This window comes from Micromonospora sp. WMMA2032 (assembly GCF_002688545.1).
In the GTDB taxonomy this organism is placed as follows: Bacteria; Actinomycetota; Actinomycetes; order Mycobacteriales; family Micromonosporaceae; genus Micromonospora; species Micromonospora sediminicola.
The window spans coordinates 1,604,910-1,621,282 of sequence record NZ_CP024052.1 but is presented as its reverse complement, the minus strand read 5'-3'; the positions used below and the strand labels follow the sequence as shown (position 1 = coordinate 1,621,282).

Below are 16,373 nucleotides of genomic sequence, written 5' to 3'. Positions count from 1 at the left end.
GGCCTGGCACCACGCCACCCACGGGCGGGGTCGGGCGGTCAGCGGTCAGGCGTTCCGCCAGGCCTCGACCAGGTCGGGCACGGACGCGTACCGCGCATCCGGATCGGCCCGGGTGGCCCGCTCCACCACCGCCGCGGCGCGGTCGTCGCCCCGCCAGCCCGACGGCGTGTCGAGCAGGTGGTGCAGCGTACGGCCCAGCGCATGGACGGTCGTGCGCTCGTCGATCAGCGAGCCCCGGGTCAACTCCTCCGGCGAGAGGTAGCGGCGGGACCCGGGCAACCGCTCGGAGTCCAGGACGAACGGGCCCGGCCGGTACTCGTCCAGGTCGATCAGCCGCATCCGGTGTGCGTCGAAGTCGTAGAGGAAACAGCCGTCGTACAGGTCGACCGCGACGTAGCCGGCGGCGCTGACGGCCAGGTGGGCGTCGAGGATCACCGCCAGGGCCGCGCGCGCCTCGGTGACCGGCAGGCGCTGGAAGCGGGCCAGGCCGGCGCGGTCCGAGCCGTGCACGGTGGCGTGGTTGAGCACGGTGCCGGCGCACCACGGGTAGATCAGAGTGGGTCCGTCGGTGCCGTCGCGCACCAGCTCCGGCCGGACGATGTCCGGGTGCCGGACGGCGGCGTGCAGCCCGAGGGCCCGGGTGAGCGAGACCCGCGCCTGCGGCGTCCGGGCCTGCTTGACGAACCACCGCCGGCCCGCCGCCCGCACGCCGAAGGACAGACAGCCGGAGTCCTGGTCGCCGAAGACCACGAACGCGTCGGCCGGATCCGGTTCGAACACCCGCCGAGACTAGCGCCCGCTCCGGCCGTCCGAGCCCCGGTCGACGTGGGCATGCGGCGGTGCCGGACCGGGTAGACGTCCACGCATGTCCGGAAGCGCACGGCAGCGGGACCTCTTCATCGCGACGCTCGGCGCGGTCCTGGCCGGCTACGGTGTGCTGCGCCTCGTCACGGAACCGTTCTCGTGGTTCCCCGTCCTCTGGCTGGCGGCGGCGGTCACGATGGTCGGGACCACCCTGCGGCGGGCCCTCGCCGCGCGCACCGCCGAGCGGCGTCCGCCCGTGCCGCGGCCGGCCCGGCGGGCAGGGCGGGCGATGGCCGTCGCCTCGGCGCTGTTCGGCGTGGTGCTGTTGGCCGTGGCCCTGCCCCGGTTCGCCCGGGACGGTCACTCGCCGGCCCTGCTCGCGCTCTGGGCGACGTTCGCGGTCGCGATCGTCGGATTCAACCTCTGGACCGCCTTTCGGCGTCCGAGGGAGTCGGACAACCAGCAGGTCACTCCGGCGGCGCGACCACCTCGATGACGTCGGCCGGCGTGCGGCGCGGCGCCGGCGGCAGCTCGGCGTCGGGTCCCCAGCCGACCCGGACCACCAGGTAGGGCGCGCCGATCCCGGCGAGCAGGTCACGCATCATCCGGCGCGGCCAGGCCAGCTCGATCGCGTCGCTGAGCGGCGCGCTGGCCAGCCCCTCGGCGGTCGCGGTGAGCAGCAGCGCCGACAACGCCTCGCCGCCGCGCAGCCAGGCCGCCGGCTCGTCCCGCTCACCGAACAGGATCAGGTACGCCGCGCCGCGGTCGAAGTCCGCGCCCGCGCTCAGCCCGGCCGCCCCGCCGGGCGCGTAGTCGCGCACCGGCACCCGCCTCGGCGCGGGTCGCACGGCGGTGGCGGCGGGCACGCCGTCGCCGCTGTCCGCCGGCCGGTTGGTCCAGCGGCGCAGCTCCTCCCGGTACGCCGGGTCGGCCAGCTCGGCGTCGGCGGCCCGGCCGGTGGAGACGGCCAGCATCGGCATCTGGTCCGGCCGGACCACGTGCAGGTGCGCGCCCTCGGCCGCGACCGCGTCGGTGAGGCGGGCCAGGACCGGTTCGGGCACCGGGCGGTCGCCGTACGCGCGGCGGTCGGTGCGCCGGCGCGGGATCGCGTCGACCAGCCGTCCCGCCGGGACGTCCAGGTCCGCCGGGCCGGTCGCGCGCAGCCGGGCCAGCAGCGCCGGGTCGCCCGGCTCGGGCATCCGTTCCACCGTGACCGCCCAACCGGCGGCGGTCAACGAGACGCGGGCGTGGTGCAGCGCCGCCCCGCAGCTCAGCGTGAGGAGCCGGGCGTCCGGGTCGGTGTGGGCGAGCTGCCGGTCCGGGTCGGCGCGCAGCTCCAGCGCGTCCGGGGTGACCCGCCAGCGCCAGGGCTGGGTGTTGAAGACCGAGGGGGCGTGCAGGGACTGCCGGGCCGCCGCCTCCAGCACCCGTACCGTCGGGGTCTGCTCGACACCGGTCGATGAGCGGTTCATGGTGGCGCCTCCTCGTTGCTCGTCCCCTTCCGACCCTGCCCGCCGGCGCGGGCGGGGGACAGGGCCGGACGACCCGGCCGTTCGGGCCCGGCGACCCGGGGCCCGGCGGACCGTCAGGCGGGGGCCCCGCCCTGCTCCGCCGGCACGGCGAGCGCGATGGTGAGGTCGAGGACGGTGGCCGGATCGTGCAGGCGGTCGCCGAACAGCTCCCGGAGCTTGCCCATCCGGTAGCGGACCGTCTGCGGGTGGACGAAGAGGTCCGCCGCCACGTCGTCGCGTCGCCCCTGGTGCAGCAGCCACGACCGCAGCGTCTCGGCGAGCCGGTGCGCGGTGGCCGGCGGCAGGACGGCCAGCGGGGCGAGGGCCTGCGCGCGCAGGTCGGCCAGGGCCTCCGGGTCCATGCTGAGCAGCAGGGTGGCCAGGTGCCGTTCGGTGTCGACCGGCCCGGCGTCCGGTTCGCCGAGGCCGAGCGCGAGCGCCCGGGTGGCCCGCTGGTACGACGCGGCGACCCGGTGCCACGGCCGGGCCGGGCCGAGCACCGCCCGGTGCCCGTGCAGCAGTCGGGTGAGCTGACGCCGCCGGCCGCCGTGCGCGTCCGGCACCAGCAGCACCGCCAGTTCCTCGGCCGGGCTCATCCCGGGCAGGTCCTCGCCGCTCTCCAGCGTGTGCGGACTGAGCAGGGCGAGCACCGCGCGCAGGTGCCGGCGGGGCAGGAGCACCACGGTCAGGGTCTGCGGCAGCGGCCAGTCGGCCCGTTCGGCGCTGGCCCGTAGCGACTCCTCCGGCTCCCCGGCGAGCAGCTGCTGGGTGAGCCGTTCCAGGCTGCGGCGGCGCACCCGGCCGGCGCTGGCCAGCTCGTCGGCGTGCCCGGCCACGCTGGCCGCCGACAGCTCGTCGATGTACGCGAACATCAGCTCGGCGAACTCGGCCACCGTCTCGGCGGCCGACCCGCTGCGGACCGTGGTGGTGGAGACCTCCCGCCAGGCCACCCGGGCCCCCACCCGGTACGCGGCCAGCAACGCGTCCATGCTCCGCCCCGAGCGGGCCTCGCCGCTGCCCAGCGCGTAGGCGGCCTCCAGCGCGGGGGCCAGGGGAGTGCTCGGGTCGGCCGGGTGGGTACCCTCGATGAGCTGGAGGAACGTGCCGAGCGCGATGCGTACCGCGTTCTCGATCTTCTCCCGCATGGCCCCGGTCAGCGCGCCCGAGTAGTCCGGGACCTCGGCGGTGATCGCGGTGACCGTCCGCTCGGCGACCATGGGCAGCCGTTCGCGCAGCGTCGCCGCCACGCCGGCGTCGAGATCGAGATGGGCGGCGCGCTGGCCCGTCCCGCCCTCCTGCGTCATCTTGTTCTCCTCGAACAAAAACCTGCGACCGTTTCACCTTTGCCGGTCAAGATGTTATGCGATAGGGCAGTCACGCTGGTCATATGACCACAACTGCCCACCGCCGCCCCCAGAAGGTCTCCTTCCGGGACAGGCTGCTGCGGCTGGCCGGCACGGTCACCACGCCGCTGCTCCCGGACGACTACCTCGACATGGTCGCGCCGCTGCGCGCCGGCGCGCCGTTGCGCGGTCGCGTCGTCGCCGTCCGCCCGGAGACGCGGGACGCGGCCACGCTGGTGATCCAACCCGGTCGCGGCTGGCGGGGCCACCAGCCCGGGCAGTACGTGCGACTCGGCGTCGACGTCGACGGGGTCCGGCAGTGGCGCGCGTACTCGGTCACCTCGGCGCCGGGCGCGGCCGACGGCCGGATCAGCGTCACGGTGAAGGCCATCCCCGACGGCAAGGTCAGCAACCACCTGGTCCGCCGGATCCGGCCCGGCACGATCGTCCAGCTCGACCAGGCCCAGGGCGACTTCGTGCTGCCCACGGCCGTGCCCGAGCGGGTCCTGTTCCTCACCGCCGGCAGCGGCATCACGCCGGTCATGGGCATGCTCCGCTCCGGGCTCCTGGAACGGGTCGACGTGGTGCTGGTGCACTCGGCACCCACCCGTGACGACGTCATCTTCGGCGCCGAACTGCGGGCGCTGGCCGAGCGCGGTACGGTACGGCTGGTCGAGCGGCACACCGACACCTCCGGCCTGCTCGACGTGGCCGAGCTGGACGACCTCGTACCCGATCACGCGCAGCGACACACCTGGGCCTGCGGCCCGGTCGGCCTGCTCGACGCGGCCGAGACGCACTGGGCGGCGCGTGCCGCCGCAGAACTGTTGCACACCGAGCGGTTCCGTCCCACGGTGATCACGCCGGGCGAGGGCGGCACGGTGACCTTCACCGGGGCGGGGGTGACCGTCGAGGCCGACGGCGCCACCACCCTGCTCGACGCGGGGGAGAACGCGGGGGTGCTCATGCCCTCGGGCTGCCGGATGGGGATCTGCTTCGGCTGCGTCGTGCCGTTGCGCCAGGGCGCCGTACGCGACCTGCGCAACGGCGACGTCACCACGGCCGTGCCGGGTGACGGCGTCGCCATCCAGACCTGCGTGTCGGCGGCCGCCGGTACCTGCGACATCGATCTCTGAAGGAGCCACCGACGTGACCGTGATCCAGAAGAAGGCCGACAACCCGATCGCCCACCTGAGCGCCGAGGACATCGAGATCATCGGCAAGGAACTGGACGCGATCCGGGACCGGGTCATCGCCGACCGGGGGGAGCGGGACGCCCGCTACATCCGTAAGGTGATCAAGACCCAGCGGACGCTGGAGATCAGCAGTCGGGCGGTGCTGCTCTTCTCGCTGTTCCCGCCGGCCTGGATCGTCGGTACGGCCGGCCTCACGGTCGCCAAGATCCTCGACAACATGGAGATCGGGCACAACGTCCTGCACGGCCAGTGGGACTGGATGCGTGACCCGAAGATCCACTCCACCACCTGGGAGTGGGACCACGTCTCCCCGGCCGACCAGTGGAAGCAGTCGCACAACGAGCTGCACCACCGCTTCACCAACGTGGTCGGCAAGGACAACGACCTCGGGTACGGCATCATGCGGGTCGACGAGGACCAGCCCTGGCACCCGATGCACCTGGGCCAGCCGGTGTGGAACCTGCTCAACGCGTGCTTCTTCGAGTACGGCATCGCCGCGTACGACATGGAGCTGGGCGACCACCTCAAGCAGAAGCGGCTCAAGGACCCGGCGTTCCGGGCCAAGGCCAGGGCGGTCGGCCGCAAGATCCGCCGCCAGGTGCTGAAGGACTACGTGGTGCACCCGCTGCTCTCCGGCCCCTCGTTCCTGTCCACGCTCGCCGCCACGTTCACCGCGAACCTGCTGCGCAACGTGTGGAGCCACTCGGTGATCATGTGCGGGCACTTCCCGAACGGCGTGGAGACGTTCGAGAAGACCTCGATCGAGGGCGAGACGCGCGGCGAGTGGTACCTGCGGCAGATGCTCGGCTCGGCCAACATCAGCGGCCCCCGCCTGCTGCACCTCATGACCGGCAACCTGTCGTTCCAGATCGAGCACCACCTCTTCCCCGACCTGCCCAGCAACCGCTACCAGGAGATCGCCCCGCAGGTGCGGGCGCTGTTCGACCGGTACGGCCTGCGCTACACCACCGGCCCGCTGCCCAAGCAGGTCGCCTCCGCCTGGTGGAAGGTCATCCGGCTGTCGCTGCCCAACCGGCGCGACCGTCGGCAGCCGGCCGCCCCGGGCCCGCTGGTCGCCTCCGGCGCCGTCTGACCGACCCGTGCACGGCGGGTGAACGTTCGCCCGCCGGTACCTGCACACTCGGTGTCTTCGCAGCTCAGGGCGCTTTCACTGCGGTCCTGGCGGCGTCGCGCTCCCCGTACACTCGCGGCCAGTCCGGCCGACGAGCTGAAGGGGTGTGGTCGCCGATGGACCGCGACGTCGCGACGCCGCGCGCCGGCCGCCGGGTGGTGATGCTGGTCGACAACGCCGTCGAGGGCGACTCGCGGGTGCAGAAGGCCGCCCGGTCCGCCGCCGACGCCGGGTGGGACGTGACCCTGCTCGGTTGCGCCCACGTCGACGCCGAGCGCCGCTGGCAGCTCGGCGACGCCGAGGTACGCGTCCTGCCCCTCGACGCCCCCCGCCCCGCCCCGCCCGGCGCGTCCCGGTCCCCAGGCGGCGTGGCCGGGCTGCGGCGGCGTCTGGTGGCCCGGGGCGGGCTGCCGCTGCGGGCCGCCCGGCTGGCCCGCCGGCCCGTCGAGCACGCCCAGGTCCGCTACTGGCGGGCGCGGCTCGGCGACCGGGCCTGGCGCCGGCTGGAGCCCGGGCTCTGGGGGTACGAGCGGCTCGCCGGCCCGGTCGTCGACGCGTTGCGCCCCGACCTGATCCACGCGCACGACTTCCGGATGCTCGGCGTGGCCGCCCGCGCCGTGGAGCGCGCCCGCGCGCAGGGACGCGACGTCAAGCTGGTCTGGGACGCGCACGAGTGGCTGCCCGGCGCCCGGCCCCGCCGCGACAACGCCCGCTGGCTGCCCGCCCACCTCGGCTACGTCCGCGAGTACGTCGGCCACGCCGACGCCGTCGTCACCGTCTCCGACACCCTCGCCGACCTGCTGGTCCGCGACCACGACCTGCCGCAGCGCCCGACCGTCGTGCTCAACGCCCCGGTCGCGACGGCCGAGGTCGTGCCGCCGCCGGTCGTCGGGTCCGTGGTCGTCGCTTCGCCGGGCGCCGAGGCCGCGCCCGACCTGCGGGCGCGCTGCGGCGTGGCCGCCGGCACGCCGCTGCTGGTCTACAGCGGCGCGATGGCCCCGCAGCGTGGCGTCGACACCGTGGTCGAGGCGCTGCCCCGGCTGCCCGGCGTGCACCTGGCGCTGGTCGTCGGCGACCCCGCCGCCGGGTACGTCCGCCGGGTCGTGGCCCGCGCCGCCCGGCACCGGGTCGACGACCGGGTGCATGTGCTGCCGTACGTGCCGCACCGGCAGCTCGTCGCGTTCCTCGCCGCCGCCGACGTCGGGCTCATCCCGCTGCACCACTGGCCCAACCACGAGATCGCGCTGATCACCAAGTTCTTCGAGTACGCGCACGCGCGGCTGCCGATCGTGGTCAGCGACGTACGCACCATGGCCGACACGGTCCGGGCCACCGGTCAGGGCGAGGTGTTCCGGGCCCGGGACGCCGCCGACCTGGCCCGCGCGGTCGCGGCGGTGCTCGCCGACCCGGGGCGTTACCGCGCCGTCTACGACGGACCGGACTCACCGCTGCCCGGATGGACCTGGGAGGCGCAGGCCGAGCGCCTCGACGCGCTCTACCGGCGCCTGCTCACCCCCGCCCCCGCCCCCACCCCCTGACATCCCGTCCGGTCCCTTCCCCCTGGCGTCGCCGCGCCGACCCCCCCCAAGATCGGCGCAACCTCGGCGAGGTGGCGGTCTCCGGTCGCCCGCGACCCCGCCACCCCGCCGAAGTGGCGCCCCAGCCCATGACCGATGGCCCTGCCCGGCTGGCCGAGGGCGTGGCTGCTGGTGACGGGCCGGGGCCTGGCCGGTTGCCGGCTGCCCGGCCGGCTGGCGCGTGAGCCGGCTGCCCGGCGTCGACCCGGCCACCCCGCAGTGCTGGACCCGCCCCCCGGGGCCTGCACCTCTCACCACTGAACGCCGTCCACCGGGTGGAACACCATGGGTGTCTCCGGCCCGATTTCACACCCATGGCGTTCCACCCACGGCCGGCCCGGACCTCGGCATGGTGCACAGCGCACCGCAACCCCCGCTTCCCGATGCCCGCCACGTCGATCATGAGGTAGATCGGAAACCAAACGCCCAGGAGTGCCGCCAACTTCATGATCGACGGGCCGGGGCCGGGGCCGGGGCCGGGGGCAGGGGTGGGGAAAAGGGGGGTGGGCGGGGACGGGTGGGGCGGGTTAGCGTGGGGGCATGCAGAACAGGCGCACTGTCACCGCCGCCGCCGCGCGAGCTTCCCGCTCGCCGGTTGCCGCCGCCTGACCTGCCCATTTCTCGCCGGCGACCGGAAACGGTCCGCCGGCGTCGTCGTGTCACGCCATCGTTGCGCGGACCGTCCGGACGCCCGTACCCGGAAGGCACCCGCCATGACCCCCGACGAGATCACCCGGATCTTCCACGACCACTACCACCGGCACGGCCATCGGGACGCGCCGGAGAGTTCGCTGGTCCCGCCGCCCGGCGACCCGGTGCTGTTCACCACGTCCGGCATGCACCCGCTCACGCCGTACCTGCTGGGGCGCCCGCACCCGGGCGGACGACGCCTGGTCGACGTGCAGCGGTGCCTGCGCACCACGGACCTGGACGAGGTGGGTGACCGCACCCACCTGACCGTGTTCCAGATGCTCGGCTCGTGGTCGCTCGGCGACTACGACATCGCGACCAGCCTGCGCTGGGGCTACGAGCTGCTCACCGGCGGGTACGGCATCCCGGCGGGCCGGCTGCACGCGACCGTCCACGCGGGGAGCGACACGGACGGCGTCGGCCCGGACGAGACCGCGCGGGACACCTGGACCGGCCTCGGCGTGCCGGTCGAGGCGCTCGGCGAGGACAACTGGTGGTCCAACGGCCCGACCGGCCCGTGTGGACCGGACTCGGAGATCTTCGTGTGGACCGGCGACGGGCCGCCCACCGGCACCCCGAGCGGCGACGAGCGCTGGGTGGAGGTGTGGAACCACGTCCAGATGCGCTACCACCGCCACCCCGACGGCCGGCTCACCCCGCTGCCGCTGGTCAGCATCGACACCGGCATGGGGCTGGAGCGGCTGGAGATGGTGCTGCGCGGCGACCGGTCCGTGTTCACCGGCGACGGGCTGCGCCCGTGGGTGGAGACGGTCCGCGACCGGTGGGACCTGCGCGGCGCGGACCTGCGGGTGGTCGCGGACCACCTGCGCTCCGCGGTGGTCGTGCTCGGCGACGGGGTACGCCCGGGCAACACCGGCCGGGGCTACGTGCTGCGCCGGCTGCTGCGCCGCGCGCTGACCGTGCTCTGGCGCGACGACCCGCGGCGGAGCCTGGACGAGCTGCCCCCGACGCCGCACGAGGACACGTCGCGCCGGTTCCGCCAACGCGTCGACCCCGGCCCGCTGCGGCAGGCGCTGGCGGACGAGGAACGCCGCTTCCGGGGGCTGCTGCGCCGGGGCCGGCCGCTGGTCGACCGGGTGCGCGCGCGGGGCCCGCTGACCGAACGCGACTACCACTGGCTGCACGACACCCACGGGCTGCCCCGCGACCTGGTCGACGGCCTGCTCGGCGAGGCGGCCGGCTGACGTGTGGCCGACCGCGCCGGTGGGTGCCAGACTCGCAGGAGACGTCGCCGCGAGGGAAGAGGACCCATGACCGGGTACGAGGTGCGGCCGGACGAGGACGTGGTGCCGCTGCTCGGCGCCGAGCTACGCGTCGTCGACGCGACAGGGCTGCTCGCCGCCGCCCAGGACGGGCCGGTGGACCTGGTGGCCGGCGGCGACTTCCCCGCCCCGGTCCGGGAGGTCCGCTGCACCGTACGCGTGGACACCGTCGCCGGGCGGCCGGTGCACCGCTTCGAGGCGTACCTGCGGGTGGAGGCCGCGCCGGCCGGCCTGCTCGCCCTCGGGCTGGCCGGGCCGGTCGGCCTGCTGCTCGCCGAGCGGCTCGCCGCGCGCGGCGGCGACGGCCCGGCCGCCGTGGTGGGCCGGGCGGCGGCCGAGGCGGGCCGTCGGCTCGGGCTGCGCCCCGCCGGCACCGCGCTGGTCACGCCGCCGCGTGACCCGGCCGGCCGGGCGGTGCTGCACACCGCCGAGGCCGCCGGGGTGCGGCCCCAGGTGGACCAGGACAACGGCACGGTACGCATCCGCGCCGACGTGCCCAGCGCCGAGGTGGGTCCGGCGCAGCTGATCGCCGTGCTCGGCCTGCTGTTCCAGGCCGTCCGCGAGCTGGCCGGCGACAGCGTGGAGCCGACCGTGCTGCGCGGACGGACGTACCGGGTGGGGCGGCGACCGGTCGCGGTGGCCGAGCCGCGCAGCACCACGGTGACCCTCGACCAGGTCGGCGGCCTGCCCGACGTGGTCGCCCGGTTCCGCGAGGTGGCCGTGTCGTTCCGGCACCCGCAGGCGATGGCCCGCTGGGGCGCGCGCCGGCCGCAGGGCATCCTGATGTACGGGCCGCCGGGCACCGGCAAGACCATGCTGGCCCGGGCCCTCGCGAACGAGATCGGCGCGGACTTCGAGGAGATCCGCACCCCGGAGATCCTGGACAAGTACCTCGGCGGCTCGGAACGCAACATCAAGCGCATCTTCCGCGACGCCCGCCGCTACCGCCGGCCCACGGTCATGCTCTTCGACGAGTTCGACTCGATCATCAGCTACGCGGGCGCCGGCGGGGACGCGGCCAGCCAGGCGGTCAACGCCGTCGCCGGCATCTTCAAGCAGGAGATGAACACGCTGTTCGAGGAGAACCCCGACGTCATCGTGGTGGCCACCACCAACTTCCCGCAACGCGTCGACGCCTCGCTGATCCGCTCCGGCCGCTTCGACCTGAAGATCGCCATCCCGGCGCCGGACGAGACCGGCCGCGCGGAGATCCTCACCAAGATGGTCCGCGAGCTGATCGACCGGCACGAGCGGCCCGGCTTCCGGATGTTCGCCGACGACCTCGACCCGGCCGCCCTGGCCGCCGACACGGCCGGGCTGACCGGCGCGGACCTGCGCGAGGCGCTGCGCCGGGTGCAACTCGCCAAGGCGCTGCGGGAGGCGGCGGAGGGTGCGCCGCCGGCCCCGATCGGTCAGGATGACCTGCGGGAGGCCGTCGCCGGTCTGCGCCGCGGCTGACCGGAAGGAGCCCACGTGTCCTCGTCCGATCTGCTGCTGTCCCGCCGCGACCTCGCGTTCCTGTTGCACGACTGGCTGGACGTGACCCGGCTGACCGAGCGACCCCGCTACGCCGAGCACTCCCGGGAGACGTTCGACGCGGTGCTCGACCTCGCCGCCCAGGTCGCCGCCGAGCGGTTCGCACCGCACAACCGAGCCGCCGACACCGGCGAACCCACCTTCGACGGCCAGCGCGTCCGCACCATCCCGCAGGTCAAGGCGGCGCTGGACGCGTTCGCCGGCACCGGGCTGCTCGCCGCCACGCTGGACGAGTCGATCGGCGGGATGCAGCTCCCGCACGCCGTGGCCGCCGCCGCGTTCGCCTGGTTCCAGGCCGCCAACGTGGGCACGTCGGCGTACCCGTTCCTCACCCTCGGCAACGCCAACCTGCTGCTCGCCCACGGCAGCCCGGAGCAGGTCGACACCTGGGTCCGCCCGATGGTCCAGGGCCGGTTCTTCGGCACCATGTGCCTGTCCGAGCCGCAGGCGGGCAGCTCCCTGGCCGACCTGACCACTCGCGCGGAGCCGCAGGACGACGGCACGTACCGGATCGTCGGCACCAAGATGTGGATCTCCGCCGGGGACCACGAGCTGGCCGAGAACATCGTGCATCTGGTCCTCGCCCGCATTCCCGGCGGGCCGCCCGGGGTGAAGGGCCTGTCGCTGTTCATCGTGCCCAAGGTGCTGCGCGACGGCGACGGGCCGGGCCCGCGCAACGACGTGGTGCTGGTCGGGCTCAACCACAAGCTCGGCTACCGGGGCACCACCAACACGCTGCTCAACTTCGGCGAGGGCGTGCACCGGCCGTACGGGCGGGCCGGGGCGGTCGGCTACCTGGTGGGCCAGCCGCACCAGGGGCTCGCGCTGATGTTCCACATGATGAACGAGGCGCGCATCGGCATCGGGGCCGGCGCCACCGCGCTCGGCTACACCGCCCACCTGAAGTCCGTCGCGTACGCCCGGCAACGACCGCAGGGCCGCCCGGTCGCCGACAAGGACCCGACCGCGCCGCAGGTGCCGATCGTCGCCCACCCCGACGTACGCCGGATGCTGCTGGCCCAGAAGAGCTACGTCGAGGGCGCGCTCGCCTTGATCCTCTACTGCGGACGGCTGCTCGACGAGGAGAAGACCGCGCCCGCCGAGGCCGACCGGGACCGGGCGCACCTGCTGCTGGAACTGCTCACCCCGATCGCGAAGAGCTGGCCGGCGCAGTGGTGCCTGGCCGCCAACGACCTGGCCATCCAGGTGCACGGCGGGTACGGCTACACCCGCGACTACGACGTCGAGCAGCACTGGCGGGACAACCGGCTCAACGCCATCCACGAGGGCACCCACGGCATCCAGGCCCTCGACCTGCTCGGCCGCAAGGTCACCATGCGCGACGGTGCGGCCCTGGAGGCGCTGCTGGAGACCATCCGCGGCACGGTCACCCGGGCCTGGAAGGCCGAGGGGTTCGCCTCCGAGCTGGCCGGCCAGCTCGGCGCTGCGGTGGACCGCATCGCGGTGGTGACCCGGCGACTGTGGGCCACCGGCGACCCGGAGCTGGCGTTGGCCAACGCCTCGGTCTACCTGGAGGCGGTCGGGCACGTGGTGATCGCCTGGATGTGGTTGGAGCAGGCGCTGGCGGTGGAGGCGCTGGGCTCCCCGGACGGCGCCGAGGGGGAGTTCCTGGCGGGCAAGCGGCAGGCGGCCCGCTACTTCTACCGGTGGGAGCTGCCGACGGTGGCGGCGCGGTTCGACCTGCTGGAGAGCCTGGACCGCACCACGCTGGACATGCGGGAGAGCTGGTTCTGACCCGGCACCGCGCCGTTCACGCCTGCTGTGCTCGCAGCACGTCGACCTCGCAGCCCGGCGCGTACGGGTCGAAGCCGTGCTGGACCAGCCAGCGGATTCCCAGCAGGCTGCGCATCGACCACCACGCGCGGATCAGGTCGAGGTCGACGTCGGCGCCGTAACCGGCGACGACGTCCGCCAGGTGTTCCCGGTGCCCGAGCGTCAGCGTCGCCAGGTCGTACAGGGCGTCGCCCGGGCTCGCCTCGGACCAGTCGACCACGCCGGTGATCTCGTCGGCGGCGACGAACACGTGGTCGACCTGGAAATCGCCGTGGATGAACGCCGGCGTCCACGGCCGCAGCGCCGTCTCGGCGAGTCGGCGGTTGCGGGTGACCAGGCCGGTGGGCAGGACCTCGTGGCGCAGCAGCCACGCGCACTCGCCGTCGAGCTGCGCGGCCAACTCGTCGTGGCCGCGTCCCGGCCACGGGGGCAGCGGCGCGTCGTGCAGCAGCCGCGCGGCCGCACCGGCCGCCGCCCAGGCTGCCGGCGACGCCGTCGACGGTTCGCCGAGGCGGCCGAGCGCCGTCCCGGGCAGGGCGGCGAGCGCGAGTACGGGCGGCCGGCGCCACAGGATCTCGGGGGTGGGCAGCGGCACCAGCGCCATCGCCTCGACCTCGACGTCGGTACGCGCTCGGTCGGTGTCGATCTTCAGGAACACCTCGCCGACGCGCAGGGTCGCACGCTCCGTATGGGCGACGACGACCTCGATCTGCTCCACGGCGACATTGTCACGGCGGTGGCCCTCGCCGGTCACCGGATTTTCGCGAGCACGGCCGGTGCTGATTCTGCGATCATGTGCGCCGTGGCCGGGTTCTGCTTCAAGACGACATGGCTGGCGGTCCGCGACCGTACCGTGCGGGAGGTGGCGGACGCCCTGGACCTGCGCGAGCGGGAGACGCTCGACTGGGCCACCGGCACCGACCGCGCCTACCGGCAGGGCGTGTACGTGGCGGAGCCCGTACCCGGTTGGGTCCTCGCCCACGGCCGGCTGGACCTGCCGCCCGGCCTCGACACGACGGAGCCGGAGTTCCGCGACTGGCTGCGGGAGCTGAGCCGGACGCTCGGCGAGGTGCAGTTCTTCGTCACCGAGCGGGTCCCCGAGTACCACCTGTGGGCGCGGGCGGTGGACGGTGAACTGCTGCGCGCCTACTGCTACATCGGCGAGCGGGGGGAGGTGCCGCTGGTCGTGGGCGACCCCACCGTCGACGAGATCGAGCGGAACGTCGGCGTCCGCCGCCGGGAGGCCGGTATGGAGCACTGGTCGGACGACGAGTGGGACCGGTGGCACGAGGCCATGCCCAACGAGTTCGACGTGATGGCGATCGCCGGCCGGTGGAGCGTCGACCCGAGCCGGATCGACGACGCCACGGTGACCGGCGACGGCATCTTCGGCCGGCCGCCGACCGGCCCGAAGGGTACGTGGAGACCGTGACCGCATCCGCGCTGCCCCCACTGCTTCGACCGCGAGCCCTGCGCCCCGGAGACCTCGTCGTGATCGCGTCCCTGTCCGGGCCGCTGCACGCCACCTACGAGCCCGACCTCGACCGGGCGGTGGCCGTCCTGGAAGGGATGGGATTCCGGGTGCGTCGGGCACCGCTGCTCGAGGCGGGGCGGCGCCACTGGTGGAGCGCGGGAACCGCGGCGGAGATCGCCGAGGAGTTCAACGCGCTGCTGCGCGACCCCGAGGTGCGCGCCGTCGTCGCGCACGACGGCGGTCAGACGGCGCTCGGCTACCTCGACCTGATCGACGTCGAGGCGATCGCCGCCGACCCCAAGCCGATCCTCGGCTACAGCGACATCTCGCTGCTGCACCTCGTGCTCCACGCGCGTACGGGCCTGGTCGGGTTCCACGCCGACCTGGCCACGCCGGGGCTCGGCGGGGCGTGGCAGCGGGTGACCGAGGCGCGCCGGGCGGAACTGGAGCGCCTCTACTCGACGCTGCTCACCGGCACGGAGGCGATCGGCGAGCTGCCCACCACCCCGTCGTGGGAGTGCTGGCGCGCCGGTCGGGTGGAGGGCCGGCTCATCGGCGGCGTGCTCAACCGCGTCATGCGCACCCAGGCGACCCGGTACGCGCTGCCACTCGACTGGTTCGACGGCGCGGTGCTGTTCTGGGAGGAGATGGGCGGCTTCGCGTCGTGGGTGTGGAGCGACCTGCAGGTGCTGCGGCACTGCGGCGTCCTCGACCGGATCGCCGGCATGGTCGTGGGCGTCCCGCACGCCATCGAGGGGTTGGGGGCGCCCGACCCGACCCTGGCCGAGATCGTCCTCGACGTGCTCGGCGACCGGGACATCCCGGTGCTGGGCAACGTCGAGTTCGGACACGCCGGCCCGAACCTGCCGATGCCGGTCGGCATCCGCGTCGGCCTCGACGCGGAGCGGCGGAGGCTGTCGCTGCTCGAACCGGCGGCGTGCGCGGATCCCGGACACACGTCCGGTCAGGGTGTGGCGATGCGAAAGGCGGTGTCCCGGGGTGACCGCCGTGGTTGACGCGGACGACGTCCGGCGGGTGGCGTCGGCGCTGCCCCACGTGGTCGAGATCGACAGCGACGGCTTCGACTTCCGGGTCGCCGACAAGGGCTTCGTCTGGTCCTATCCCGAGCGCACGCCCGGCAGGCCGCGGCGTATCCGCACCGACATCGCGGTGCGACGTCACATCTGTGTTCTCGCCTGCTCGATGTGCCGCACCGTGGCGTGGGCGCCGTGCGGACGGGCGATGGCGTACGCCTCGTCGAGCGTGGCGAGCGCTTCCGCCCGGCGGCCCTGAGCCGCGGCGATGTAGGCAAGCCCGACCATGTTGGACGCCACGCCCGGGAGGTTCCCGATCTCCCGGCGCAGCCGGGACGACTCCTCGAGCTGCTCACGCGCCTCGTCCCACCTGCCGGCGGCATGCGCCGCGATGCCCAGGTGCCGCAGCGCCTCGGCCCGGGTCCGGCTGTCACCGGTCTCGGCCGCCAGTCGACACGACCGTTCCAGGTGCGGTAGCGCGGCCTCGTCGTCGCGCCGGACGAACTGGTGGAGACAGCCGATCCAGAACAGCGCCTCGGCCTCGCCGCGGGTGTCGCCCAGTGCGCGGTACAACCGGAGTGCGCGCTCGAACAGCGGAAGTTCGGCGGGGTCCTCGGCGGCCGACGAGCCGGCGGCGGCCTGATACCGGGCGTGCAGGATCTTTCCGCGCGCCAACGCCACGTCGGCCTCGACCGCGTCCAGGGCTCGCTCGGCCTCGGTCAACGCGCCGGTGTCACCGCTGTACACCGCCCGCTCAGAGGCTTCTCTGGCTCGCTCGATCCGGTCTTCAGCGCTCATGGCCGCCCCCGCTGGCACCGCTCCGACATGCGTGTGCGGCAGTTTACCCATCCGGACCGAGCGCGGATCGCCGTCACGACCGGAGGTGTCCGCGTCGATCGGTGTGTTCAGTCGCGGCCGGGGCGAGGCTGCGGATGTACGTGTGCTGAGGGTCGGGCCCTATCTCTGTGTGCGGCTCACGACAGACCAAGGCACGGACTG

The 16,373-nt window shown here is 74.3% G+C and carries 14 protein-coding genes; 9 read left to right on the top strand and 5 right to left on the bottom strand.

All coding sequences use genetic code 11. The features are described from left to right. Positions 1-45: 45 nt before the first annotated feature. Positions 46-780, bottom strand: coding sequence for a serine/threonine protein kinase (locus CO540_RS06915; protein ID WP_099161393.1), 735 nt, complete (start codon positions 778-780; stop codon positions 46-48). Positions 781-865: 85 nt separating this feature from the next. Here CO540_RS06915 and CO540_RS06910 point away from each other — a divergent pair, with 85 nt between their 5' ends. Continuing rightward, positions 866-1,300 carry a hypothetical protein gene (locus CO540_RS06910; protein WP_099161392.1) on the top strand — a complete coding sequence of 145 codons (435 nt, stop codon included), beginning with the start codon at positions 866-868 and terminating at the stop codon, positions 1,298-1,300. Here CO540_RS06910 and CO540_RS06905 read toward each other — a convergent pair. Further along, a complete protein-coding gene (locus CO540_RS06905) occupies positions 1,272-2,276 on the bottom strand; it encodes a nitroreductase family protein (protein ID WP_099161391.1) in 1,005 nt (334 codons plus the stop codon). The genes CO540_RS06910 and CO540_RS06905 overlap by 29 nt on opposite strands. 113 nt (positions 2,277-2,389) lie before the next feature. Then, on the bottom strand, positions 2,390-3,619 hold the full coding sequence (locus CO540_RS06900; RefSeq protein ID WP_099164631.1) for a CdaR family transcriptional regulator: 1,230 nt from the start codon (positions 3,617-3,619) through the stop codon (positions 2,390-2,392). Positions 3,620-3,702: 83 nt separating this feature from the next. Between CO540_RS06900 and CO540_RS06895 the strand changes: the two genes are divergently transcribed. The 6 genes from CO540_RS06895 (at position 3,703) to CO540_RS06870 (ending at position 12,827) form a co-directional block, all read left to right on the top strand. Next, positions 3,703-4,794, top strand: coding sequence for a ferredoxin reductase (locus tag CO540_RS06895; protein ID WP_099161390.1), 1,092 nt, complete (start codon positions 3,703-3,705; stop codon positions 4,792-4,794). Positions 4,795-4,807: 13 nt separating this feature from the next. Next, entirely contained in the window at positions 4,808-5,947 is a 1,140-nt protein-coding gene (locus CO540_RS06890; RefSeq protein WP_099161389.1) for an acyl-CoA desaturase, read from the top strand. A 155-nt stretch (positions 5,948-6,102) separates the two neighbouring features. Continuing rightward, positions 6,103-7,524, top strand: coding sequence for a glycosyltransferase family 4 protein (locus tag CO540_RS06885; protein ID WP_253866508.1), 1,422 nt, complete (start codon positions 6,103-6,105; stop codon positions 7,522-7,524). 752 nt (positions 7,525-8,276) lie between these two features. After that, positions 8,277-9,458: an alanine--tRNA ligase-related protein gene (locus tag CO540_RS06880; RefSeq protein ID WP_099161388.1), complete on the top strand. Its 1,182-nt coding sequence runs from the start codon at positions 8,277-8,279 to the stop codon at positions 9,456-9,458. Positions 9,459-9,524: 66 nt separating this feature from the next. Further along, positions 9,525-10,994, top strand: coding sequence for a 26S protease regulatory subunit (locus tag CO540_RS06875; protein WP_099161387.1), 1,470 nt, complete (start codon positions 9,525-9,527; stop codon positions 10,992-10,994). A gap of 15 nt (positions 10,995-11,009) precedes the next feature. Next, complete coding sequence (locus CO540_RS06870; RefSeq protein ID WP_099161386.1) at positions 11,010-12,827, top strand: acyl-CoA dehydrogenase; 1,818 nt, start codon at positions 11,010-11,012, stop codon at positions 12,825-12,827. Between the two features lie 16 nt (positions 12,828-12,843). Here the strand turns inward: CO540_RS06870 and CO540_RS30815 are convergent, their stop codons facing one another. Continuing rightward, on the bottom strand, positions 12,844-13,584 hold the full coding sequence (locus CO540_RS30815) for a phosphotransferase family protein (protein WP_099164629.1): 741 nt from the start codon (positions 13,582-13,584) through the stop codon (positions 12,844-12,846). Between the two features lie 84 nt (positions 13,585-13,668). Between CO540_RS30815 and CO540_RS30810 the strand changes: the two genes are divergently transcribed. Both CO540_RS30810 and CO540_RS06855 read left to right on the top strand, forming a co-directional pair. Then, entirely contained in the window at positions 13,669-14,298 is a 630-nt protein-coding gene (locus CO540_RS30810) for a hypothetical protein (RefSeq protein ID WP_253866506.1), read from the top strand. A 59-nt stretch (positions 14,299-14,357) separates the two neighbouring features. Next, on the top strand, positions 14,358-15,356 hold the full coding sequence (locus tag CO540_RS06855; protein ID WP_216642344.1) for an LD-carboxypeptidase: 999 nt from the start codon (positions 14,358-14,360) through the stop codon (positions 15,354-15,356). 162 nt (positions 15,357-15,518) lie between these two features. On the opposite strand, the gene CO540_RS06850 is transcribed toward CO540_RS06855, so the two are convergent. Continuing rightward, positions 15,519-16,172, bottom strand: coding sequence for a tetratricopeptide repeat protein (locus tag CO540_RS06850; RefSeq protein WP_099161384.1), 654 nt, complete (start codon positions 16,170-16,172; stop codon positions 15,519-15,521). Positions 16,173-16,373 lie beyond the last annotated feature (201 nt).